The organism is Agathobacter ruminis (assembly GCF_002735305.1).
In the GTDB taxonomy this organism is placed as follows: domain Bacteria; phylum Bacillota; class Clostridia; order Lachnospirales; family Lachnospiraceae; genus Roseburia; species Roseburia ruminis.
Genome location: NZ_PDYG01000003.1, coordinates 72805 through 95179 on the forward strand (window position 1 = coordinate 72805; position 22375 = coordinate 95179).

At 43.9% G+C, this 22375-nt stretch carries 22 protein-coding genes and 1 pseudogene; 2 read left to right on the forward strand and 21 right to left on the reverse strand.

All coding sequences use genetic code 11. The features are described from left to right. Positions 1 to 5: 5 nt before the first annotated feature. The 6 genes and pseudogenes from serC to tgt form a co-directional block, all read right to left on the reverse strand. The gene (serC, locus tag CSX02_RS01130) at positions 6 to 1088 is read right to left on the reverse strand and encodes a 3-phosphoserine/phosphohydroxythreonine transaminase (RefSeq protein WP_099385313.1); all 1083 of its coding nucleotides are present in this window, start codon (positions 1086 to 1088) and stop codon (positions 6 to 8) included. Positions 1089 to 1102: 14 nt separating this feature from the next. Next, a complete protein-coding gene (ilvB, locus tag CSX02_RS01135; protein ID WP_099385314.1) occupies positions 1103 to 2782 on the reverse strand; it encodes a biosynthetic-type acetolactate synthase large subunit in 1680 nt (559 codons plus the stop codon). A gap of 26 nt (positions 2783 to 2808) precedes the next feature. Further along, positions 2809 to 4479, reverse strand: a complete 1671-nt coding sequence (gene ilvD, locus CSX02_RS01140; protein WP_031543160.1) for a dihydroxy-acid dehydratase — start codon at positions 4477 to 4479, stop codon at positions 2809 to 2811. A 19-nt stretch (positions 4480 to 4498) separates the two neighbouring features. Continuing rightward, positions 4499 to 5599, reverse strand: a complete 1101-nt coding sequence (leuB, locus tag CSX02_RS01145; RefSeq protein ID WP_099385315.1) for a 3-isopropylmalate dehydrogenase — start codon at positions 5597 to 5599, stop codon at positions 4499 to 4501. Between the two features lie 381 nt (positions 5600 to 5980). After that, positions 5981 to 6313, reverse strand: a pseudogene (gene yajC / locus CSX02_RS01150) (preprotein translocase subunit YajC); the annotation flags it as partial. Between the two features lie 87 nt (positions 6314 to 6400). Continuing rightward, a complete protein-coding gene (tgt, locus tag CSX02_RS01155; protein ID WP_099385317.1) occupies positions 6401 to 7540 on the reverse strand; it encodes a tRNA guanosine(34) transglycosylase Tgt in 1140 nt (379 codons plus the stop codon). 164 nt (positions 7541 to 7704) lie between these two features. On the opposite strand from tgt, the gene aroC reads away from it, so the two are divergent. Then, on the forward strand, positions 7705 to 8784 hold the full coding sequence (aroC, locus tag CSX02_RS01160; RefSeq protein ID WP_099385318.1) for a chorismate synthase: 1080 nt from the start codon (positions 7705 to 7707) through the stop codon (positions 8782 to 8784). Positions 8785 to 8848: 64 nt separating this feature from the next. Here the strand turns inward: aroC and CSX02_RS01165 are convergent, their stop codons facing one another. The 8 genes from CSX02_RS01165 to mtaB are packed head-to-tail and all read right to left on the reverse strand — an operon-like array spanning position 8849 to position 15231. After that, positions 8849 to 10111, reverse strand: coding sequence for a peptidase U32 family protein (locus CSX02_RS01165; RefSeq protein ID WP_099385319.1), 1263 nt, complete (start codon positions 10109 to 10111; stop codon positions 8849 to 8851). Continuing rightward, positions 10108 to 10764 carry an O-methyltransferase gene (locus CSX02_RS01170; RefSeq protein ID WP_099385320.1) on the reverse strand — a complete coding sequence of 219 codons (657 nt, stop codon included), beginning with the start codon at positions 10762 to 10764 and terminating at the stop codon, positions 10108 to 10110. Before CSX02_RS01170 ends, CSX02_RS01165 begins: the two co-directional genes overlap by 4 nt. Further along, positions 10761 to 11168 (reverse strand): endolytic transglycosylase MltG, encoded by a 408-nt coding sequence (locus CSX02_RS01175; protein ID WP_099385321.1) that lies wholly within the window; start codon positions 11166 to 11168, stop codon positions 10761 to 10763. Before CSX02_RS01175 ends, CSX02_RS01170 begins: the two co-directional genes overlap by 4 nt. 8 nt (positions 11169 to 11176) lie before the next feature. Next, complete coding sequence (locus CSX02_RS01180; RefSeq protein WP_031543145.1) at positions 11177 to 12853, reverse strand: ribonuclease J; 1677 nt, start codon at positions 12851 to 12853, stop codon at positions 11177 to 11179. A 34-nt stretch (positions 12854 to 12887) separates the two neighbouring features. Beyond that, complete coding sequence (locus CSX02_RS01185; protein WP_031543143.1) at positions 12888 to 13139, reverse strand: DUF1292 domain-containing protein; 252 nt, start codon at positions 13137 to 13139, stop codon at positions 12888 to 12890. Between the two features lie 14 nt (positions 13140 to 13153). Continuing rightward, positions 13154 to 13585: a Holliday junction resolvase RuvX gene (gene ruvX / locus CSX02_RS01190; protein ID WP_031543141.1), complete on the reverse strand. Its 432-nt coding sequence runs from the start codon at positions 13583 to 13585 to the stop codon at positions 13154 to 13156. A gap of 3 nt (positions 13586 to 13588) precedes the next feature. Continuing rightward, positions 13589 to 13855, reverse strand: a complete 267-nt coding sequence (locus tag CSX02_RS01195) for an IreB family regulatory phosphoprotein (RefSeq protein WP_031543139.1) — start codon at positions 13853 to 13855, stop codon at positions 13589 to 13591. Between the two features lie 41 nt (positions 13856 to 13896). Then, complete coding sequence (gene mtaB, locus CSX02_RS01200; RefSeq protein WP_031543137.1) at positions 13897 to 15231, reverse strand: tRNA (N(6)-L-threonylcarbamoyladenosine(37)-C(2))-methylthiotransferase MtaB; 1335 nt, start codon at positions 15229 to 15231, stop codon at positions 13897 to 13899. A gap of 85 nt (positions 15232 to 15316) precedes the next feature. Here mtaB and CSX02_RS01205 point away from each other — a divergent pair, with 85 nt between their 5' ends. Then, positions 15317 to 15553: an HPr family phosphocarrier protein gene (locus tag CSX02_RS01205; RefSeq protein WP_031543135.1), complete on the forward strand. Its 237-nt coding sequence runs from the start codon at positions 15317 to 15319 to the stop codon at positions 15551 to 15553. A 57-nt stretch (positions 15554 to 15610) separates the two neighbouring features. On the opposite strand, the gene thiI is transcribed toward CSX02_RS01205, so the two are convergent. From thiI to dnaJ, 7 genes are all read right to left on the reverse strand, one after another. Beyond that, positions 15611 to 16795: a tRNA uracil 4-sulfurtransferase ThiI gene (thiI, locus tag CSX02_RS01210; protein WP_031543133.1), complete on the reverse strand. Its 1185-nt coding sequence runs from the start codon at positions 16793 to 16795 to the stop codon at positions 15611 to 15613. 13 nt (positions 16796 to 16808) lie between these two features. Next, positions 16809 to 17963 (reverse strand): cysteine desulfurase family protein, encoded by a 1155-nt coding sequence (locus CSX02_RS01215; RefSeq protein ID WP_099385322.1) that lies wholly within the window; start codon positions 17961 to 17963, stop codon positions 16809 to 16811. 19 nt (positions 17964 to 17982) lie between these two features. After that, positions 17983 to 18717, reverse strand: a complete 735-nt coding sequence (locus CSX02_RS01220; RefSeq protein ID WP_099385323.1) for an RsmE family RNA methyltransferase — start codon at positions 18715 to 18717, stop codon at positions 17983 to 17985. A 3-nt stretch (positions 18718 to 18720) separates the two neighbouring features. Continuing rightward, positions 18721 to 19680, reverse strand: coding sequence for a 50S ribosomal protein L11 methyltransferase (gene prmA / locus CSX02_RS01225; RefSeq protein WP_099385324.1), 960 nt, complete (start codon positions 19678 to 19680; stop codon positions 18721 to 18723). Further along, positions 19677 to 20594 (reverse strand): radical SAM protein, encoded by a 918-nt coding sequence (locus CSX02_RS01230; RefSeq protein WP_099385325.1) that lies wholly within the window; start codon positions 20592 to 20594, stop codon positions 19677 to 19679. Before CSX02_RS01230 ends, prmA begins: the two co-directional genes overlap by 4 nt. A 63-nt stretch (positions 20595 to 20657) precedes the next feature. Continuing rightward, positions 20658 to 21083 carry a hypothetical protein gene (locus tag CSX02_RS01235; protein ID WP_051637861.1) on the reverse strand — a complete coding sequence of 142 codons (426 nt, stop codon included), beginning with the start codon at positions 21081 to 21083 and terminating at the stop codon, positions 20658 to 20660. A gap of 141 nt (positions 21084 to 21224) precedes the next feature. Continuing rightward, positions 21225 to 22373, reverse strand: coding sequence for a molecular chaperone DnaJ (dnaJ, locus tag CSX02_RS01240; RefSeq protein ID WP_099385326.1), 1149 nt, complete (start codon positions 22371 to 22373; stop codon positions 21225 to 21227). Positions 22374 to 22375 lie beyond the last annotated feature (2 nt).

Genomic DNA, 22375 nt, shown 5'->3' on the forward strand with positions numbered 1-22375 from the left:
TTCGCTTACGCATTTGCCTGTTCAAATTCTTTCATAAATGCAACCAGTTTTTCAACGCCTTCCTTCGGCATTGCATTGTAGATGGACGCACGCATTCCTCCGACGGTACGATGTCCCTTCAGATTCACGAAGCCTGCAGCAGCAGCTTCTTTTACGAATTTTGCATCCAGATCCTCATTACCGGTCACAAACGGAACATTCATCAATGAACGGTCTTTCTTTTCTACGGTTCCTTTGAAAAGTTTGCTCTCATCAAGGAAATCATAAAGGATCTTTGCCTTTTCCTCATTGTGCTTCTTCATTCCTTCGAGGCCGCCCATCTTCTTGATCCACTTAAATACCTTGCCACAAATATAGATATTGTAGCATGGTGGCGTATTGTAAAGAGAATCGTTGTCTGCCTGTGTTTTCCACTTCAACATGGTCGGTGTTCCCGGAAGCACATCATCGGTAATCAGGTCTTCACGAATAATTGCGATTACGACACCTGCCGGTCCGATATTCTTTTGTACACCGCCGTATACCACACCATACTTGGATACATCAATCGGTTCAGACAGGAAGCAGGAAGATACGTCCGATACCAGAGTCTTGCCCTTGGTATTTGGAAGTTCACGGAATTTGGTACCGTAAATGGTATTATTCTCACAAATATAAACATAATCCATATCATCAGTGATTGGCAAATCGCTGCAATCCGGAATATAAGAAAATGTCTTATCAGCAGAGCTTGCAAGTTCTACGGCTTCACCGTAAATCTTTGCCTCGGCAAATGCCTTCTTTGCCCACTGACCGGTGATAATATATCCGGCCTTTTTGTTCTTCATCATATTCATCGGAACTTCTGCAAAGAACTGGCTTGCTCCACCCTGAAGGAATAACACTTTGTAGTTATCCGGAATCTGCATCAGATCTCTCAAATCCTGCTCTGCTTCTTTGATAATATCATCATATACTTTGGAACGATGACTCATCTCCATAACAGACATTCCGGATTCCTTGTAATCCATCATCTCATCGGCGGCTTCACGCAATACTTCCTCCGGAAGCACTGCCGGTCCTGCGGAAAAATTGTAAACTCTGCTCATTTTTTCATATCCTCCTAGCTGTTTTTCGCTTTATAATCTGCCTCGTCAAATGCTTCATTAATTGGCTTGCCCGGTGCAACCATTGGCCAAACCTTGTCGTCGGAATCGATAATACAATCGATTACATAAGGCTTCTTTGAGGAAAGAGCCTCCGCAAATGCCGATTCAAATTCTTCCTGGGTAGTAACGCGCTTTGCCTTGCAGCCGAGCGCTTCTGCTACTTTTACATAATCCGCACCGTCATCCAAAACGGTTGCAGAATAATGTTTGTTATAAAATAATGTCTGCCACTGACGAACCATTCCAAGCACATGGTTGTTGATGATGACCTCAATCAATGGCAACTGTTCTCTTGATGCTGTTGCAAGTTCATTCAGATTCATACGGAAGCATCCGTCGCCGGCAATATTGACTACCGTTCTGTCCGGATTTGCCGTCTGTGCACCAATGGATGCACCAAGTCCATATCCCATGGTACCGAGACCGCCTGAAGTCAACAGTGTACGCGGGCTCTTATATTTGTAATATTGTGCCGCCCACATCTGATGCTGGCCTACTTCTGTCACAATAATGGCATCGCCCTTTGTCTGTTCGAAGATATTCTCGATGATATACGGACCGGAAAGTCCCTCTTTCGGATAGGATAACGGGAATTGTTCTTTGAGATTTTCCACATATTCTACCCATTCCTTATGATTCTGCTGTTCAAGCTTCTCATTGATGATGGTCAGAATCTGCTTGACATCACCCACAACCGAGCTGAAGGCAACAACATTTTTGTTAATTTCCGCAGGATCGATATCAATCTGCAAAATTTTCGCATTCTTTGCAAAGGTCTTTGCATTTCCGAGTACACGATCCGAGAAGCGTGTTCCGATTGCAATCAGCAAATCACATTTGCTGACACCAAGGTTCGATGCTTTGGTTCCATGCATACCGAGCATTCCGCTGTAGCGCACGGAAGTGCCGTCGTATGCGCCTTTTCCCATCAGCGTATCGCAAACCGGAGCATCCACAAGTTCTGCGAATTGCTTCAGTTCTGCATTTGCTTCCGAGATTACAGCACCGCCGCCGACAAAGATATATGGCTTTTTGGACGCCTTGATCAATTTCAAAGCAGCCTCAACCGAATCCATATCCACTTCTTCGAGTTTCCTGGTGAAATCAATGGTTGCTTTTTTGTAATCGGTTTTATTTGCGGTTACATCCTTTGGTATGTCAATCAATACCGGACCCGGTCTGCCGTTTCTGGCAATCGAAAATGCACGGCGAATGGTATCCGCAAGTTTTGTAACATCTTTGACAATAAAATTATGTTTGGTGATCGGCATCGTGATACCTGTGATGTCAATCTCCTGGAAGCTGTCCTTTCCAAGTAACGATACACCAACATTGCATGTAATTGCTACCATTGGAACGGAATCCATATATGCGGTTGCAATACCGGTCACAAGATTGGTTGCTCCCGGTCCGCTTGTTGCAAAGCATACACCGACTTTGCCCGTACTTCTGGCATATCCGTCCGCTGCATGGCTGGCTCCCTGTTCATGGCTTGTCAGAACATGCTTTATTTCAGGATGAAGATAAAGTTCATCATAAACATTTAAAATTGCACCGCCCGGATATCCAAAAACGGTATCCACTCCCTGCTCTTTTAAACATTCAATTAAAATTTGTGATCCTGTCAATTGCATGATTTGTCCTCTCATTTACGTTTCTATTACATTTCAGGTGTTTTCAGGATAGCTCCCATCGCACCGGAAGTTACCATTGCCTGATATCTTCTCAAATATCCGCTTGTCACTCTAGGCTCACGCGGCTGCCATTTTGCTTTTCTTGCAGCAAGTTCTTCGTCCGATACCGCAAGTTCAATTGTCATGGCAGGGATATTAATCTTGATGATATCGCCCTCTTCCACCAAAGCAATCGGTCCGCCGACTGCAGCTTCCGGTGAAACATGTCCGATACTTGCACCGCGGCTTGCGCCTGAGAATCGACCATCGGTAATCAGTGCAACAGAGCTTCCGAGTCCCATACCGGCAATTGCGGAAGTTGGATTTAACATCTCGCGCATACCAGGGCCGCCCTTTGGTCCTTCATATCGAATCACCACGACATCACCTGCCACAATTTTGCCGCCCTTGATTGCAGCAATGGCATCTTCTTCACAGTCAAATACTCTTGCAGGGCCTTCATGTACCAGCATCTCATCAACAACGGCAGAGCGCTTAACCACAGAGCCGTCCGGTGCAAGATTGCCCTTTAATACGGCAAGTCCACCCGTCTTTGAATATGGATTGTCCAGAGGTCGAATCACTTCCGGATCGAGATTTTTTGCATTTTTGATATTCTCGCCCATGGTCTGACCGGTTACCGTCATACAATCGGTATTGATCAGTCCGATTTCTGCCAATTCATTCATAACCGCATAGACACCGCCGGCCTCATTCAGGTCTTCCATATAGGTCGGGCCTGCCGGTGCAAGATGACAAAGATTCGGTGTCTTCTCGCTGATTGGGTTTGCAAAACTGATATCAAAATCAAATCCGATCTCATGTGCAATTGCAGGCAAATGCAACATGGAGTTGGTTGAGCATCCCAAAGCCATATCAACGGTCAATGCGTTCATGATGGCATCCTTTGTCATAATCTGTCTGGCGGTAATTCCCTTCTTCCAGAGTTCCATAACAGCCATACCTGCATGTTTTGCAAGACGGATTCTCTCCGAATATACAGCCGGAATGGTTCCGTTTCCGCGCAATCCCATACCAAGTGCCTCAGTCAGACAGTTCATGGAGTTTGCGGTATACATTCCCGAGCAGGATCCGCAGGTCGGACAAACCTTCTCGACAAATTCATCGACATCTTCTTCTGTCATGGTTCCGGCAGCATATGAGCCAACTGCCTCAAACATGGATGAAAGGGAACGTTTCTGTCCTTTTACATGTCCTGCAAGCATAGGACCGCCGGATACGAATACTGTAGGCAAATCCAGACGCGCTGCAGCCATCAAAAGACCCGGTACGTTTTTGTCACAGTTAGGCACCATAACAAGTGCATCAAACTGATGTGCAATCGCCATACATTCTGTGGAATCTGCAATCAGGTCACGGGTTACAAGGGAATATTTCATTCCCACATGTCCCATTGCAATTCCGTCACAGACTGCAATTGCAGGGAAGACTACCGGCACACCGCCTGCTTCTGCAACGCCAAGCTTGACTGCATTGACGATTTTGTCAATATTCATATGACCTGGCACAATCTCATTATAGGAACTGACAATGCCGACCATTGGTTTCTTTAATTCTTCTTTTGTAAAACCCAAAGCATTAAATAAGCTTCGAGCCGGAGCCTGTTGCATTCCTGCTTTCGCGTTATCACTGATCATAGCTCTCTCTCCTTTTTTGTTAGATTCTCTCTAAAATATAATCGCCCATTTGAGCGGTATTTACTTTTGTAATTCCCTCATTCGGTTCTCCTGGCTGAGGCATGATATCTCCGGTACGATAACCGTCTGCGAGCACTTTTCTGACCGCATTTTCGATTGCATCCGCTTCCTTGTCCAGATCAAACGAATAGCGAAGCATCATCGCAGCGGAAAGAATGGTTGCAATCGGATTGGCAATGCCCAGTCCTGCGATATCCGGTGCGGATCCACCGCTTGGCTCATAGAGTCCGAATTTGGTATCATTTAAGCTGGCAGAGGAAAGCATTCCGATTGATCCGGTTACCATACTTGCCTCGTCTGACAAAATATCTCCAAACATATTCTCTGTCAAAATGACATCAAACTGCTTTGGATCTTTTACCAATTGCATTGCGCAATTGTCTACCAACATATGTTCAAAGGAAACATCCGGATAATCCTTTGCGACTTCTTCGACAATCTTTCTCCATAATCTGGAGGAATCAAGCACATTAGCCTTGTCAACGGATGTAACCTTTTTTCTTCTCTTCTGCGCGATTTCAAAACCACGCTTTGCAATTCTGCGAATTTCTTCTTCCGTATAGGTCAGTGTGTCGGTAGCAGTCATCACGCCGTTTACTTCTTCTGTATGGCGCTCTCCGAAATACAATCCGCCTGTCAATTCACGCATGATCATCATATCAAAACCGTCTCCGATGATATCTGCGCGAAGCGGACATGCAGCAGACAGTTCTTTATACAGATATGCCGGTCTTAAATTTGCGAACAGATTCAATGCTTTGCGCAATTTCAGCAGTCCTGCTTCCGGTCTCAATTCCGGAGCGAGTTTGTACCATGGGCTGGTTGCGGTATTGCCACCGATGGAACCCATCAAAACCGCATCGCTTGCTTTGGCTGCAGCAATTGCTTCATCCGTAAGCGGCACGCCGGTTGCATCGATTGAGCATCCTCCCATCAAAATCTCTGTATATTGAAACTGATGGCCAAATTTCTTTCCGATTCCATCAAGCACTTTTTTTGCTTCAGACACGACTTCCGGTCCAATTCCGTCTCCGGAAATCACACCAACATGAAATTCCATATTCCTATACCTCTCTTTATCATAAAGTTATCATGTACTATATTAAAGCAATAAAACAGGGTTTTCAACCAAATTGAATATCGTACTTTTTCATAAGCTTTATAACATATTGTTATATCTGTCTTTTATAACATTCAGTACTCTTATATTGAATTTCATTTCATCTTAAAATTAGATTTTCGCATCTGAAAGATATCATATCAGAAAACAAGCGAAAAATCTCTATGTTTAAAAAATTTCATCTTAGAGACTACTAAAATTAATCACGTAAAAAAAGGGACTACTCTCGTAGTCCCTTCGCAATTATTCTGCGTCCTTTTTCTTTTTGCCAAAAAGGCCTTTCTTTTCTTCAGCCTTGTCTTCTACAACAGCAGTTGCTGCTGCAGCTGCATCTTCCGGCTTCTCAACATCAGCAATAGCTGACTTTGCCATTGGAATACGGCAGTTCTTGTTGTTTCCGAATTCAACGATTACGGTATCATCCTGAATATCGATAATTGTTCCGTAAAAACCACTTGTTGTAAGAACGGTATCACCGATTCCAACTTCACTTAACATTGCATCCTTTTTCTTCTGCTCCTTCTTCTGTGGACGAATCATAAGGAAATACATTACTCCAAATAAAATAACCAGCCACAATACCATTGTAAACATTCCGGCTGTGCCACCCGCATTGGCTGCACCATTTGCGGAATCTAATAAAACAGATAACATTTGTGTTCCTCCTAAATAAATATGCTAAAAATCATTTTACACAACAAACCTATGGCAATCAAGCCTTTTCCCGCTGTTTATAAAATTTTAATCCTGCCCATGTTCCATGGAATCAAGCATGGAAGCTTTGTATTGTGCAAATCGTCCTTCATCCAGCGCATTGCGGATTTCTTCCATCATGTTGTTGTAGAAATAAAGATTGTGCAATACCATCAGACGAAGCCCAAGCATTTCACCGGCTTTTAACAAATGGCGGATGTATGCGCGCGAATAGTTGCGGCACGCAGGACATTGACATCCTTCTTCGATTGGACGCATATCCTTTTCAAATTTCTTATTGTTCAGATTCAGTTTGCCAAATCTTGTATAGGCATGACCATGTCTGCCGTTTCGACTCGGATATACACAGTCAAAGAAATCAATACCACGCTCTACCCCTTCGAGAATATTGGCCGGTGTACCGACACCCATCAGATAAGTCGGTTTGTTCTGCGGCAAGTATGGTACTGTCTCCTCGAGCACATGATACATTTGCTCATGACTTTCACCAACCGCAAGTCCGCCAACTGCATATCCGTCCAGATCGAGCTCTGCAATCTCTTTTGCATGGTCGATGCGAATATCATCATATACCGCGCCCTGGTTGATACCAAACAGCAACTGGTTTGGATTCACCGTATCCTCAAGTGCATTCAGACGCGCCATCTCCGTTTTGCAGCGCTTCAGCCAGCGCGTCGTGCGTGCAACGGAATCTTCCACATATTTGCGCTCGGCAAGTGCCGGCGGACATTCGTCAAATGCCATCGCAATCGTAGAACCGAGATTTGACTGAATCTGCATGCTCTCTTCCGGCCCCATAAAAATCTTTGCTCCGTCAATATGAGAGCGAAAATGGACACCCTCTTCTTTGATTTTGCGCAGACTGGAAAGAGAAAATACCTGGAATCCGCCCGAATCGGTCAAAATCGGACGATCCCATACCATGAATTTGTGCAGGCCTCCGAGTTCCTTGATGGTCTTGTCTCCTGTTCTCACATGCAGATGATAGGTATTGGACAATTCCACCTGACATTTAATCTGCTTTAAATCCTCTGTGGAAACGGCACCTTTGATAGCGCCGACCGTGCCGACATTCATAAATACAGGTGTCTGAATGTCACCGTGAACGGTATGAAACACACCTCGTTTGGCGCGGCCTTCTGTTTTTAACAAATCATATTTTGCCATAATAATCTCCGAATCTATTGAAATTTTAAAAAAACCCAATTAGCATATGCTAGTATAACATGATTATCCGTGTTTTTCCATGAATTCGCCGTGAAAACTTGCGATTTCACATCGGTTTCAATATAATGAGACTTAATTAATTTATTACATTAAAGGAGCATTTCATGGCAGGATCAAGTTTTGGAACAATTTTTCGTATTACAACCTTTGGAGAATCACATGGCAAAGCCATCGGAGTAACCGTTGACGGCTGTCCGGCCGGCTTACCGCTCAGCGAATCCCTGATTCAACCATATCTCGACCGCAGAGCTCCGGGGCAATCCAAATTTTCAACCCCACGCAAAGAAGGCGATGCCGTTGAAATCCTGTCCGGTGTTTTTGAAGGAAAAACCACAGGAACACCAATCATGATGATGGTTCACAACCAAAACCAGCAATCCAAGGATTACAGTGAAATTGCATCCTATTATCGTCCGGGTCACGCAGACTACTGTTTCGATCAGAAATACGGTTTCCGCGATTATCGCGGCGGTGGCCGCTCTTCCGGGCGTGAAACCATCGGACGCGTTGCCGCAGGTGCAATCGCCGATCTGCTCTTAAAGTCCATGGGCATCACGGTGACCGCATATGCAAAATCCATCGGTCCGATTATTTGCGAAACCTATGATTTTTCTCAAATCGAGCAAAATCCGCTTCGTATGCCGGATGCAAATGCATTTTCAAAAGCTGAGGATTATCTTGTCGAATGCATGGAAAAAGGTGATTCCGCAGGCGGCATCATCGAATGCATCATCCGGGGTGTCCCTGCCGGCATCGGAGATCCGGTCTTCGAAAAACTCGATGCGAACCTTGCAAAAGCCATCTTTTCCATCGGTGCTGTGAAAGGATTTGAAATCGGTGACGGCTTTGCTGTTGCCAATATGCTTGGCTCCGAAAACAATGATGCATTTGTCATTGATCCGCAAAACGGATCCGTCACCAAATCCACCAACCATGCCGGCGGAATTCTCGGCGGTATCAGCGACGGCACTCCTATCATCTTTCGTGCGGCTGTCAAACCGACGCCATCCATCAGCCGTCCGCAGCAAACCGTCAATCGTGACCACGAAGAGATCACCGTCTCCATCAAAGGACGCCACGATCCGATCATTGTGCCGCGCGCGGTACCTGTTGTCGAGGCCATGACCTGTCTGACCCTTATCGATGCCATTCTTCTTCAAAAGGCGTTGACAGCAGACTTATAATCCCAAAGCGATTGGATAAAAAACTCCGTCATCATATGATGGCGGAGTTTTTTATTATTCCATATTAATCCAATGCGATTGGATGGTTCTCGCGTCGTCTTAAGATATCATATTCATCGAGTGTCCGACCCTCGTCAAGCTCGACAAAGAATATCTGCTTGGAATGAGGACAGGATTCAATCGGTAGCCCGTCTTCATCACGCATTGCAGTAACGGTTGCGATTTGGTTTTCTCCGTTCGGCTTCATGATTTCGATTTGCTCGCCGACCGAGAATTTGTTGCGCTGTTCCATACGATAAAGACCGTCGGCATTCGGTTTGCCGACAATTCCGAGATAGGTATATCCCTGCTCATAGGTATTGTTATCATAGATTTGCGCATCTTCGGACGGTTTTCCGTAGAAGAAGCCGGTTGTAAACTGACGATAGGTACAGCTGCGGATCTGCTCGCGATACCAGTCCATGTTTGCTTCATATTGCTCGCGTGATGTAAAAAAATCATCAAAGGCTTTGCGATAAGTGCGGGCTACAGTAGCTACATATAATGCAGTCTTCATACGTCCTTCGATTTTGAACGAATCGATACCGGCATCAATCATATCCGGAATGTGCTCAATCATGCACAAATCCTTGGAGTTAAAGATAAAGGTTCCTCGCTCGTTTTCATAGACAGGAAGATACTCTCCCGGACGCTTCTCTTCGACGACAGAATATTTCCAGCGACATGGATGTGTGCAGGCACCTTTATTGGCATCCCTTCCCGTAAAATAGTTGGAAAGCAGGCAACGGCCGGAATATGAAATGCACATTGCACCATGGATAAAAGATTCTATTTCCATCTCTTCCGGAATGTGTGCACGGATTTCTTTGATTTCCTTTAGAGACAATTCTCTTGCTGCCACAACGCGGTCTGCGCCCAGTTTGTGCCAGAACAGATAGGTCTCATAATTTGTATTGTTGGCCTGTGTACTGATATGACGCTCAATATGAGGCGCCACTTCTCCCGCAATCATAAAGATGGCAGGATCAGCGATAATCAGTGCATCCGGACGATCAGGCTTCATATTTTCAAGTTCCGTCAGATACTGACGCACCCCTTCAAGGTCATAATTATGTGCAAGAATATTGGCAGTTACATGTACTTTTACATTGTGTGCATGTGCAAAAGCGATTCCTTCTGCCATTTCTTCCATGGTAAAATTCTTGGCTTTGGCGCGAAGTCCGAAAGCTTCGCCTCCGATATAAACGGCATCTGCGCCATAGATAACTGCAATTTTCAGCACTTCCAGACTCGATGCAGGTACAAGCAATTCTACTTTTCTGTTCATGATTCTACACTTTCCTTTTTGACTGATACTGTGATTCCGTCGCCCACAGGCAAAATGGTGGTGACGAGATCTCTGCGATGCGTCAATTCAAACAAATAATCACGCATACGCTTATAAATGGTACGATTTCTGCGCTCTACAATAAAATGGCTTTCGATTACATCCCCATCCTGTAGTACATTGTCGGATACCAGTATTCCGTTTGGCTTCAGCAAACGCATGATTTCCGGGAAGAAATTGATATACTGCCCTTTTGCCGCATCCATGAATATCATATCAAATTCGCCTTCGAGCGTTGGAAGAATTTCCATCGCATCGCCTTCTATCAAGCGAATCTGCGCTTCTTTTTCTGCGCGCCTGATATTTTCTTTTGCAATCGGAATACGTTTCTCATAATTTTCAATCGTGACAAGTTCACATTGCACCGGATTGTATTCACACATCAAAATTGCCGAAAAGCCAACAGCCGTTCCCACTTCAAGAATACGAAGCGGACGCTGCGCCGCCAGCAAGAATTTCAAAAAGCTCTGCATTTCCTTCCGAATAATCGGAACGGAGGTATCCAGAGCTTCTCTTTCGATTTCATCCAAAATCGGTGTGTTTCCGGTATCAAATGAATTGATGAATGTCACAAGTCGTTCATCCACTATCATTTTGATTCTCCAGTAGTTTGTGTTTCTTCCGTCGATTCGACTGTATCACCGCTCATGATCACAATCATATCTTTGGCTGTCTGTGAAGTATTCAAAGTATACATACCTGCTTTGACTTTTTTGGAATAAGCAGACAGTTTTAATTGCAATTCAAACAATTTGGCATCGCGAACCAGGCCTTTTTCCTGTAGCATTTCTCCGATTTCTGCAGCGGACATATCGCCTTTGATCTGTACCACCACATCGGTGCCGGGCGCTTTGTCAACTGCAGATTCGGTGAAGATTCGATATCCAAAATCGAATCCCACACCACTAAAATGCATTGCCATATAAATAATCAACAAAATAAAGATTACCGCGATACCTGCTTTGATAAAAGCAATCAACGCTTTGTTTACATTCATAATTACTCCTATACTTCCATAATGATTGGCATAATCATCGGATGACGCTGTGTCTCTTTCCATACGAAATCACCAAGATCATCTTTGATTAGATTCTTGATTTTGCCCCAGTCTGTAATATTATGATCCTGACAATACTCCATCGTCGCATTCAATACGCTTTGCGCATCATCCATCAGACTTTCGGAATTGCGGACATAGACAAATCCACGGCTGACAATGTCCGGTCCTGCGAGAAGCTGTCCGCTTCCGCGCTCGAGTGTCATGACAACAATAATAATTCCGTCTTCCGCGAGTTTTTGACGATCGCGGATAACGATATTGCCGACATCACCGACACCAAGTCCGTCAACCATGACATTTCCAACATGTACTTTGCCGGTTACCTTTGCAGATTCCTCATCAATTTCAAGGACATCTCCCGAAGAGAGAATCCTAATATGGTCATTGTCATATCCAAGCTCTTTTGCGATCTTTGCCTGTGCTACAAGATGCTTGTATTCTCCATGCACCGGAATGGAATATTTCGGATTCACCAGAGAATAAATCAGTTTGATATCTTCAATGCAGGCGTGTCCTGATACATGCACATCCTGGAAGATGACATCCGCACCCTTGCGCATCAGTTCATTGATAATATCCGTAACAGACTTTTCATTTCCCGGAATCGGATTGGAACTAAAAACAATGGTATCGCCCGGCTTAATGGTCAGCTTGCGGTGGGTATCCATCGCCATTCTTGATAAAGCTGCCATAGACTCGCCCTGACTGCCGGTCGTAATAATTACCGTACGGTTGTCCGGATAGTTTTTCAGGCTGTCCGTCTCAATCAAAATATTATCCGGTAATGATAAATATCCAAGTTCCGAAGCAATCGAAATGATATTCACCATGCTTCGACCTTCAATTGCCACTTTTCGTCCGTAGGTATGTGCACAGTTGATAATCTGCTGTACACGGTCCACATTGGAAGCAAATGTTGCAATGATGATACGCGAATCTTTATGTTCGGAGAAGATATTATCCAATGCTTTTCCAACCACACTTTCCGACTGGGTAAATCCCGGTCGCTCGGCATTGGTCGAATCGCAAAGCAGCGCGAGCACGCCCTTTTTGCCCAGTTCTCCGAAGCGCTGCAAATCAATTGCATCACCAAATACAGGTGTATAATCTACTTTAAAGTCTCCGGTATGTACCACAATTCCTGCCGGCGAATAAATCGCAAGTGCTGCAGCATCCTGAATACTATGATTTGTTTTAATAAATTCCACACGAAAACAGCCTAAATTAATATGCTGTCCGTATTTTACAACCTTTCTCTTGACCTTTCCGAGCAAATCATGCTCTTCGAGTTTATGGTCAATGATGCCGATTGTAAGCTTGGTCGCATAGATAGGCACATTTACCTCTCTTAAGACATAAGGAATCGCACCGATATGATCCTCATGTCCGTGGGTAATAAAAAAGCCCTTGACCTTATCGATGTTGTCTTTCAAATAAGTCACGTCCGGGATAACAAGATCAACACCGAGCATATCATTCTCCGGGAATGCCAGTCCGCAATCCACCACAATGATACTGTCCTCATACTCAAAAGCTGTAATATTCATTCCAATCTGCTCTAATCCGCCTAATGGAATAATCTTAAGCTTTGGGCCTTTATTTAATTTTTTTTCTTTCTTCAAAATAAACCTCCTAAAATTATTTTCCGTACAATTCTTAATAGTCTAAGGATGTTTCTTCGTCCAAAAGCTCAGCAAATACTTTCACGAGTGCATTGAATTCGACATCGTCTTCCACTTCCTCGTAAAGTACTTCCTCATCTTCTGTGCGAATTTCCTTTAAAATAAACGCAGAATCCTCAGCGTCACTAACCATTAAATATTTTGTTCCGTTAACTTCTGTTTCTTCTTCTACCTGAAATTCAAATTCCTCATTCGTTTCAGGGTCTACAAAAACAATTCGATCCATATACAATCCTCAATTTATTTCATTTGATTACTTTTCAAATCCAAATAACCTTGCAAAATAAAAATCGCAGCAATCTCATCCACATATTGTTTGCGATTTTCACGGCGAATGCCCATATCCATCATTGCACGATCTGCAGATACCGTAGTCAGTCTTTCATCCCACAGTTCCACCGGCAGCCCTGTACGGCGTTCGAGCATTTCTTTGAATTCAAGCGTCAGTTCACAGCGCTCTCCTTCGGTATTATTCATATTTTTAGGGAAACCAAGCACAATCTGTCCAACCTCATAGGTGGCACATAATTCTTCGATACGGGCGAGTGTCTGGCGCAATTTGCCCGGTGATTTCCGAGTGATAATCTCTACGCCCTGGGCAGTAATCCCGAGCGGATCCGAAACCGCAACGCCTACCGTTTTCGAGCCAAAATCAAGTCCTAAAATTCGCATTGCTTACTCCCAGGAATGATTATCAATATATGTTTTTAAGACTTCTTCTACCAGTTCGTCACGTTCCACTTTCATAATGCGGCTGCGCGCATTATTGTGGCTGGTGATAAAGCTCGGATCTCCGGACATAATATATCCAACCATCTGATTGACCGGATTATATCCTTTTTCTGCCAAAGCGTGATAGACATCACGAATGACATCTTTTACGCTGACTTCTTCCTGCTCCTGTTGAACGGAGAAAAATTGTGTCTTGTTAATATCCTGCATAATTTCCCTGTCTTTCTCGAAAATAGATAATCATATATATTTTACTCTAGAACAGCCGAAAATACAACCGGTTCAAATATAAAGATTTCATTTGTAAGGCAACCGGTAATTTTTCCTTTCAAAATCACATTGGTAAAATCTTCTGTTGCAGGCACAACAACCTTGATGTAAGTCTTGGTATAGCCCACATAATACTCACGGTTCTCATAGGTAAACGGCTCTTCAAAAAGTACTTCCACTTCTCTTCCCACAAAGCTTTGGCGATATTCATCAGACATTTTTGCGGATAACTCGAGCAATTTGTGGCTGCGCTCCTTTTTGACCTTTTCCGGAATCTGATCCGGCATACGGTCCGCAACGGTTCCCTTTCGTCTCGAATAAGGGAAAATGTGCATCTCATAAAAATGAACCTGTTCAAGATATGCGAATGTCTCCGCAAAGTCTGCTTCCGTCTCACCCGGGAAGCCGACAATGACATCTGTGGTAATTGCGGGATTGTCAAAATATTTGCGCAGTCTGTTGCAACCTTCGAGATATTCCGCTGTCGTATATTTGCGATTCATCGCTTTCAGGGTCTTGTCGCATCCGCTCTGCAAAGACAGATGGAAATGCGGACAGATTTTTGGCATTTTGGACAATTCCGATGCAAATTCATCTGTCACCACCATCGGTTCAAGTGAACCAAATCGAATCCGCTCAATGCCGTTAATTGCATGCACACTTCTGATCAAATCCAAAAGTGTTGTCTTTTCCTCAAAATCTACCCCATAAGAGCTCAGATGAATTCCGGTCAGTACCACTTCACGGAATCCCTGTGCCGCAAGTTTCGTGATTTCATTTACCACATCATCCATTCTGCGGCTTCTGACACGGCCTCGTGCAAATGGGATAATACAATAACTGCAAAACTGATTGCAGCCATCCTGCACTTTAATGAAAGCGCGCGTATGCTCTGCCGTATTGCTCAATTGCATTTCTTCAAAGATTGTTTTTTCTTTGTTGATATCAAAATAAGCTTCTTCAAACGCACGGCTCTGCGCAGCCTGATTGATTTTGTCCAGCAGCTGATTCTTTTGATTATTGCCGATGATAACATCAATCGCAGGGTCAAGGCGTGCTTCCTCCTCGGAAGTCTGCACATAGCATCCGGCAGCGACAACAATGGCATCCGGATTGCGTTTTTTTGCCTGATGAATCATTTGTCTTGATTTGCGGTCTGCGATATTGGTCACCGAGCATGTATTAATTACATAAACATCCGCAATTTCATGAAAATCAACGATTTCATAGCCTGCGCAGGCAAGCATTTCCTGCATTGCTTCCGTTTCATAAGCATTTACTTTACAACCTAAATTATGTAGGGCAGCTTTTTTCATAAATTTCATCCTTTATGCAATTGACTTTTTTGCCTAAAACAGATAACATCAAACCATAGATATTAAACGAAGGAGGCTAACTATTATGAATACAGTACAGATTTCCTTAAATTCGATTGGCAAGGTAAAGTCTTTCGTCAATGCAATCTCTCAATTTGATTTTGATTTTGACCTGATTTCCGGTCGTTATGTTATTGATGCGAAGTCCATCATGGGTATCTTCAGTCTTGATCTTTCAAAACCGATTGATCTTGCAATTCATACCGATACAAACCTGGACGAAATCATGGAAGTATTAAAACCATATCTCATCGAGGGATAATTATATCGATTCATTAATCATAAGCAAAGAGTCACAGAAATGTGACTCTTTTGTTTTTTATTCTCCCTTGCAGATTACAACTTCTGTTGATGCAATTGCCTCTTCAAACAATGCGTCAATCTTTTCGTTCAATGCAAGTTCTGATTTTTTGATTCGTTCCAGATTCGGTTTTGTCACCGGATGCTTTGCCACAAAGATGGTACAGCAGTCTTCATATGGCAAAATGGAAGTCTCATAGGTGTCAATCTTCTCAGAAACCGCTACAATATCATTCTTATCAAATGCAATCAGTGGGCGATATACCGGAAGTTCACAGACTTCGTTGGTCGCCAGAAGCGACTGCATGGTCTGACTTGCGACCTGTCCGATGCTTTCACCGGTAATCAATCCAAGGCAACCGTCCTCTTTTGCGAAATGTTCCGCAATCTTCATCATATAGCGACGCATGATAATCGTCAGTTCCTCATGCGGACATTTTTCGTAAATATATAACTGGATATCCGTAAAATTGACAATATTCAATTTGATCGGGCCTGCATATCTTGCAACCTTTTTTGCCAGATCCACTACTTTTTGCTTCGCGCGCTCTGAAGTATAAGGAGGTGCATGGAAATAAGTCGCTTCAAGAGATACGCCACGCTTTGCAACCATATATCCGGCTACAGGAGAATCGATTCCACCGGACAAAAGCAGCATTCCTTTTCCGGCTGTACCGGTCGGCATACCACCCGGTCCTGGAATTTCCGTCGAATAGATATTGATTAAAGGACGGACCTCGATATGAATCATCACCTGTGGATGATGGACATCTACTTTTGTTTCCGGAAATGCTTCCAGAATCCGTTCTCCGATGGCAGCATTGATTTCCATGGAAGTCATCGGATAGTTTTTGCGCGCTCTTCTCGCATCCACTTTGAAGGTAAAATGCTTGTCAGGATATGCTTCATTGATATGATCGATGACAGCTTTTGCCATATCATCAAATCCGGTATCTTCAATCATAATAACCGGACAGATTCCGACAATTCCGAACACGCGTGACAAAGCTTCCACGACTTCATCAAAATCGTAGTCTCCTTCTGTCTCGACATATACGCGTCCGTTTTCTTTGCGCACATTAAAATTGCCATCCACCTGCTTTAAATTGATATTGATATTTTTCACAAGTGCATCTTCAAATAAATAGCGGTTTTTTCCTTTGATTGCAATCTCTGCATATTTGATTAAAAAAGCCTGATACATGTTTTTCCTCTTTCTAATGTCTCGTATATTTTTGTAGCATTGGAATCAGCTGATTCATCTGCGATAATGCATAATCGAGTTCTTCTTTGGTTGTATGAACAGAGAAGCTGAATCGAACCGTTGCATCCAACAAATCGTTCGGCAATCCGATTGCCTTTAGGGTTGCACTGACTGCAGGCTTGTTGGATGAACATGCGCTGCCCGCAGAGACATAAATATGCTTGTCTTCAAGTGCATGCAGCAACACTTCCGCACGCACACCTTTTGTGCTGACACTGACAATATGCGGTGCATTGCTGTGATCGGCTGCACCATTGACACGTACCCCATCGATTTTGGACACTTCCGAAATGAAATAATCACGCAGTTCATACAAATGCGCAATCTTTTCGTCAAACTGCTCATAGATTTCCTGTGCCGCAACACCAAGTCCGGCAATGGCCGGTACGTTTTCCGTTCCGGATCGCATGCCTTTTTGCTGTCCGCCTCCGAAAATAATCGGATGAATTTTGATTTTGTCACGAATATAAAGGAATCCGCTGCCCTTCGGTCCGTGAATCTTGTGTCCACTGACAGAAAGCAAATCAATTCCTTCCTTCTTTGGGCGAATCAGAATTTTTCCATAGGCCTGAATGGCATCCACATGAAAAACCACTTCAGGATAGTTGGCCTTAAGCCAGTTACCGATCTCCGAAATCGGTTCAATTGCACCGATTTCATTATTGATATACATCAAAGACACCAAAATAGTATCATCTCTGATGACATTCTGCAAATCCGAAAGCGTAATATGCCCCTGCTCATCCACCGGAAGATAGGTTACTTCATAACCGCGCTCTTCGAGTACATGAAACGGATTTGCAACAGACGGATGCTCAATCATCGATGTGATGACATGCATTCCTCTGCGCTTTGCCGCATCCGCCACACCCAAAATTGCAAGGTTGTTGGATTCCGTTCCTCCGGAAGTAAAATAGATTTCCTTCGGTTGTACTTTGAGTGTGGATGCGATTTTCTCCGCAGCCGCCTTTACCTCATTTTCGGCAATCATCCCCATTTCATGCATGGAAGAGGGATTGCCAAATTCTTTTGTCAACAGTTCTACCATCTTTTCGGTTGCAGCCTGGCTGCACTTGGTCGTGGCAGAATTATCCAAATAGCATTCCATGAAAGCAAATGCTCCTTTCCTAGGTATCAAGTTCATAAATCAGCATAGCCAGGGTAGCAAGTCCTGCCGTCTCCGTGCGCAGAATTCTGCGTCCAAGCGATATTTTGTGCATATCTGCATCAAGTTTTGCGATTTCTTCATCCGCAAAGCCGCCCTCCGGTCCTATAAAAATGCCGATTGACTGTTCCGGTTTGATATTGCGAATGGTTTCTCTCGTGTAATCCATACCGCGCTCATTTTCGTACGGAACCAGTACCACATCCAGTTCTCTTGCCATCTCAAGCGCCTGCTGGTAGGTCATCTGCTCTGTCACTTTAGGTACGATGGTGCGCTTGGCCTGCTTTGCGGCACTTTCTGCGATTGCATTCCATCTGCGGATTTTATTTTCCGCACGCTTGGCATCGAGCTTCATCACGCAGCGCTTCATTGCAACCGGAATCACTTCATAAACGCCTAGTTCTACGGACTTTTGGATCACTGTTTCCATCTTGTCTCCTTTCGGAAGACCCTGGAATAAATAAATTTTATGATTCAATTCTGTTCCCAGTCCATCATATTCCAAAATCATTGCATAAACCGTATCGACATCAAACGAATCAATGGCACACAAATAAGAGCGTCCATCCTCATCACTGATGCGCACTTTTTCGCCTGCCTTCATGCGCAGGACATTGGCAATATGATTATAATCATCTCCGCATATTGCAATTTTTTCACCGAGAATTTGCGAATTGTCTACAAAGAACTGATACATATCCTATCCTTTTTGAGCGGTGATATTGACCCACTCTCCCTGATGATTGATTTCCAAAACCGTAAGGCCGGCAGACTCGATTGCTTCTTTGACTTCATTTTCTTTGAAATCAATAATGCCTGAGGTGATAAAGATACCGCCTTTCTTCAAACGTGCCGGAATCACAGGTGCCATCGGAATAATCACATCTGCAAGAATATTTGCAACGACAATCTCATATTCTTCTTCGCCGACTTTATTTTGCAATTCGGCATCATCAATCAGATTGCCGACATAAAATTCACCCAATTCCGGCTTCAATCCGTTGACCTGCATATTCTCACGTGTGGATGTCATACAGTCCGGATCAAGGTCGGTTCCTACAACGGCACTTGCGCCCAATTTTAATGCCACAATCGACAAGATACCGCTTCCACATCCGACATCGAGTACCTTCGGATGACGATCGCCAATATATTTTTGCAATTGTCTGATGCAAAGCTGTGTTGTCTCATGCTTTCCGGTTCCAAAGGAAATACCCGGATCAATTTCGATCAACAGTTTGTCTTCATCTTCTGCCTGAATCTCTTCCCATGTCGGTTTGATCAAAATATTGCCAATTGTAAAAGATGAAAAATATTTCTTCCAATTGTTAATCCAATCGAGGTCCTCAGTCTCTGAGGAAGTGATTTCTCCGCTTCCAACTTCCACCGTATTTCTCAATTCTTCAAGTCCCTTTTTGACTGCAATCAGCAAATCCGTGGTATCGCTTCCGTCATCCTCAATATAGAAGCTGACACGGCTCTTGCCCTCATCCGGCGGCAGTTCCGGCAGAAAATCAATAAACATTTCGGATTGATCCGCCTTTGTCAAAGGGATATTGTCTTCAATTTCGATTCCTTCGATGCCAAGTTCCATCAGCATGGAGCTCATATAATCCTCTGCTGCGGTTGTCGTATCGATGGTATATTTCTTCCATTTCATTTTGCAATCACTCCTTCCCCATCAAATGATGGTATAAAGCTTTCCTCTGCCGTCTCGCCCTCCTGGACATATCCATTCTCAATGCCCAGATCACAAAGATACGAAAAAACTTCTTCGAATTCCTCTTCCGTCACTTTTCGATTCAATTGCGGATATGCCTCAATCCGTTTTAACGGCGTATATTGGTTCATCAGACTGATATAAATCCGATTCCCATAAGTGCGATACAGATATTCCAGTACCTGTTTCGAATTATCAAGTGCCCCCGGCAAAACCAGATGGCGTACCATGGTGCCTCTTGTCATCAGGGATTCTCCCGGTTCCGCTTCGAATCTGCACGGTCCTGTCTGGCGTACCATTTCGGCAATTGCAGCCTGTGCAACGGCCGGATAATCCGGGGCCTTTGAATAGGCCTGTGCCAGTTTTGAATCCATATATTTAAAGTCAGGCAGGTAAATATCTACCAGCCCTTCCAACGTTTTCAATGCTTCCGGATTTTCATAACTTCCTGTATTATACACGATTGGCACAGAAAGTCCAAATTCTTTTGCACGAAGCAATGCTTCTTTGATTTGCGGAATATAATGCCCCGGTGTCACAAGATTAATATTGTGTGCCCCCTGTTCCTGCAATTCCAAAAAGATATCGCTCAATCGTTCATCAGAAACAGCAATTCCGCGATTGCCATTGGCAATTTCATGGTTTTGGCAATAGATGCACCGCAAAGAACATCCGCTGAAAAAGACTGCTCCGGATCCGTTGGTTCCGGATATACACGGCTCTTCCCAGAAATGCAAAGCCGCCCGCGCAATCCGCAGTTCATCTGTCATCCCGCAGAATCCGGTTTGCTTTGCATGGCGATCAACACCACAATTCCGGTGGCATAAATTACATAATTCTAATTGATTCTTCATAATTGTTATATAAACACAAAATAACTGCCATTTCAACTGAAATGGCAGTTAAAGGAATATTTGTTATCCAAATACTTTATTCAAATGGTCATATTCACGATTGATTTCCTGAATGGTACCATTGTCTCCATCCACATTGTCCGGATGGTAAATCTTGATCAAATCACGATAACGCTTGCGAAGCGATTGTTTGCTTCCCACACCGGAGAAGAACATCTCGGAAGAAGCTGCAGTCTCATAGCGATTCACAGATTGTGATTCAAAATCACTGACACGACTGTAGAATTCTTTCTGTTTTGCGACCTGCTCTTTCTCAGCGGCAAGTTTTTTCAGCTCGTCTTCGAGTATCTTAAATTTCATATCAAAAAGCTTTTGCTGCTGCTCCAGGCGTCGATCTTCGATTTCGATTCTTCTTTGAAATTCCTTACGCTCTTTTTCAAAATTGCGTCGTTCTGCTTCCAAAGCTCTCTTTTCTTCTTCGAAACTCATAACAGTCTCCCCTTTTTCAAGAACCTTTACATATTATATCGTCAATTTCGGTCTATCAGTTTAGCAGTTTCAATATGTATTTACGCTTTCACATCAATGATACAATATTTAGTAGGTCATGAAAATAGTAGGTTCGTACTATCATTTCTTCTTTTTGCTAAAAAATCCTTCTTTTTTATTCATGGATGCATCTGCTCCATTCTCCTGATTCAGGGAATTGGCAGTCAATGCATCGAATTCACGAAGCAATTCTTTCGCCTCTTTGGAAAGGCCTGTCGGTGTATTCACGATTAAGGTCACATAGTGATCTCCGCGCACATTCTGGTTACGCAATGACGGAACACCTTTGCCCTTTAAACGAATTCTGGTTCCGGTCTGTGTGCCGGCTGCAACTGTATAAATGATATCTCCATCCACGGTCTTGATTCGGATATCTCCGCCAAGCGCTGCAATCGCATAGGAAATCGAAGCGTTGGAGAAAATATTCATATCCTGTCTCTCAAATGCCGGATTGCGTGCAACAATCACTTCTACGAGTAAGTCGCCTCTTGGTCCGCCATTCTTGCCCGGTTCTCCGAAATCTCTCACGCGCACACTCTGCCCGTTGTCTATACCGGCAGGAATGCTGATGGTCTTGCGGATTTTCTTTGCAATATATCCGCTTCCATGACAATCCGGACATTTCTCACGCACAATTTTACCGCTTCCGCCACAATCAGGACAGGTCTGCACATTCTGCATCATTCCAAACAAGGATTGCTGAGAATAAACCACTTTTCCTTTACCGCCACATTTCGGACAGGTTTCAGGCTGTGTTCCCGGCTTTGCGCCTGTGCCATGACAAGTTGCACACTCTTCCTGATATGTGAATTCGAGTTCTTTCTCACATCCAAATACCGCTTCCTCGAAAGAGATGCGTACCTGCATACGGACATTGCGGCCTTTCATGCGCTCCGTTCCGCTGCTTCTTCTTCCGCCACCGAAGAAATCGCCAAAGATATCTCCGAAAATATCACCAAAATCCATGCCGGAGAAGTCAAATCCTCCGCCACCCATACTTCCGTCAAAGGCTGCATGTCCGTATTGGTCATACTGCGCTTTTTTCTGAGGGTCGGAAAGCACAGCATAAGCCTCCTGTGCTTCCTTGAATTTTGCTTCACATTCCGGATCATCCGGATGCATATCCGGATGATACTTCTTTGCCGTCTGGCGGAATGCTTTTTTAATTTCTGCATCCGAGGCATTTCGGGCTACGCCGAGTACCTCATAATAATCTCTTTTATCTGCCATAA

Coding starts and splice junctions, on each gene's coding strand:
- serC (WP_099385313.1), bottom strand. CDS start 1,088: ATGAGCAGAGTTTACAATTTTTCCGCAGGACCGGCAGTGCTTCCGGAG.
- ilvB (WP_099385314.1), bottom strand. CDS start 2,782: ATGCAATTGACAGGATCACAAATTTTAATTGAATGTTTAAAAGAGCAG.
- ilvD (WP_031543160.1), bottom strand. CDS start 4,479: ATGATCAGTGATAACGCGAAAGCAGGAATGCAACAGGCTCCGGCTCGA.
- leuB (WP_099385315.1), bottom strand. CDS start 5,599: ATGGAATTTCATGTTGGTGTGATTTCCGGAGACGGAATTGGACCGGAA.
- tgt (WP_099385317.1), bottom strand. CDS start 7,540: ATGGCAAAATATGATTTGTTAAAAACAGAAGGCCGCGCCAAACGAGGT.
- aroC (WP_099385318.1), top strand. CDS start 7,705: ATGGCAGGATCAAGTTTTGGAACAATTTTTCGTATTACAACCTTTGGA.
- CSX02_RS01165 (WP_099385319.1), bottom strand. CDS start 10,111: ATGAACAGAAAAGTAGAATTGCTTGTACCTGCATCGAGTCTGGAAGTG.
- CSX02_RS01170 (WP_099385320.1), bottom strand. CDS start 10,764: ATGATAGTGGATGAACGACTTGTGACATTCATCAATTCATTTGATACC.
- CSX02_RS01175 (WP_099385321.1), bottom strand. CDS start 11,168: ATGAATGTAAACAAAGCGTTGATTGCTTTTATCAAAGCAGGTATCGCG.
- CSX02_RS01185 (WP_031543143.1), bottom strand. CDS start 13,139: ATGGATCGAATTGTTTTTGTAGACCCTGAAACGAATGAGGAATTTGAA.
- ruvX (WP_031543141.1), bottom strand. CDS start 13,585: ATGCGAATTTTAGGACTTGATTTTGGCTCGAAAACGGTAGGCGTTGCG.
- CSX02_RS01195 (WP_031543139.1), bottom strand. CDS start 13,855: ATGCAGGATATTAACAAGACACAATTTTTCTCCGTTCAACAGGAGCAG.
- mtaB (WP_031543137.1), bottom strand. CDS start 15,231: ATGAAAAAAGCTGCCCTACATAATTTAGGTTGTAAAGTAAATGCTTAT.
- CSX02_RS01205 (WP_031543135.1), top strand. CDS start 15,317: ATGAATACAGTACAGATTTCCTTAAATTCGATTGGCAAGGTAAAGTCT.
- thiI (WP_031543133.1), bottom strand. CDS start 16,795: ATGTATCAGGCTTTTTTAATCAAATATGCAGAGATTGCAATCAAAGGA.
- CSX02_RS01215 (WP_099385322.1), bottom strand. CDS start 17,963: ATGGAATGCTATTTGGATAATTCTGCCACGACCAAGTGCAGCCAGGCT.
- CSX02_RS01220 (WP_099385323.1), bottom strand. CDS start 18,717: ATGTATCAGTTCTTTGTAGACAATTCGCAAATTCTCGGTGAAAAAATT.
- prmA (WP_099385324.1), bottom strand. CDS start 19,680: ATGAAATGGAAGAAATATACCATCGATACGACAACCGCAGCAGAGGAT.
- CSX02_RS01230 (WP_099385325.1), bottom strand. CDS start 20,594: ATGAAGAATCAATTAGAATTATGTAATTTATGCCACCGGAATTGTGGT.
- CSX02_RS01235 (WP_051637861.1), bottom strand. CDS start 21,083: ATGAGTTTCGAAGAAGAAAAGAGAGCTTTGGAAGCAGAACGACGCAAT.
- dnaJ (WP_099385326.1), bottom strand. CDS start 22,373: ATGGCAGATAAAAGAGATTATTATGAGGTACTCGGCGTAGCCCGAAAT.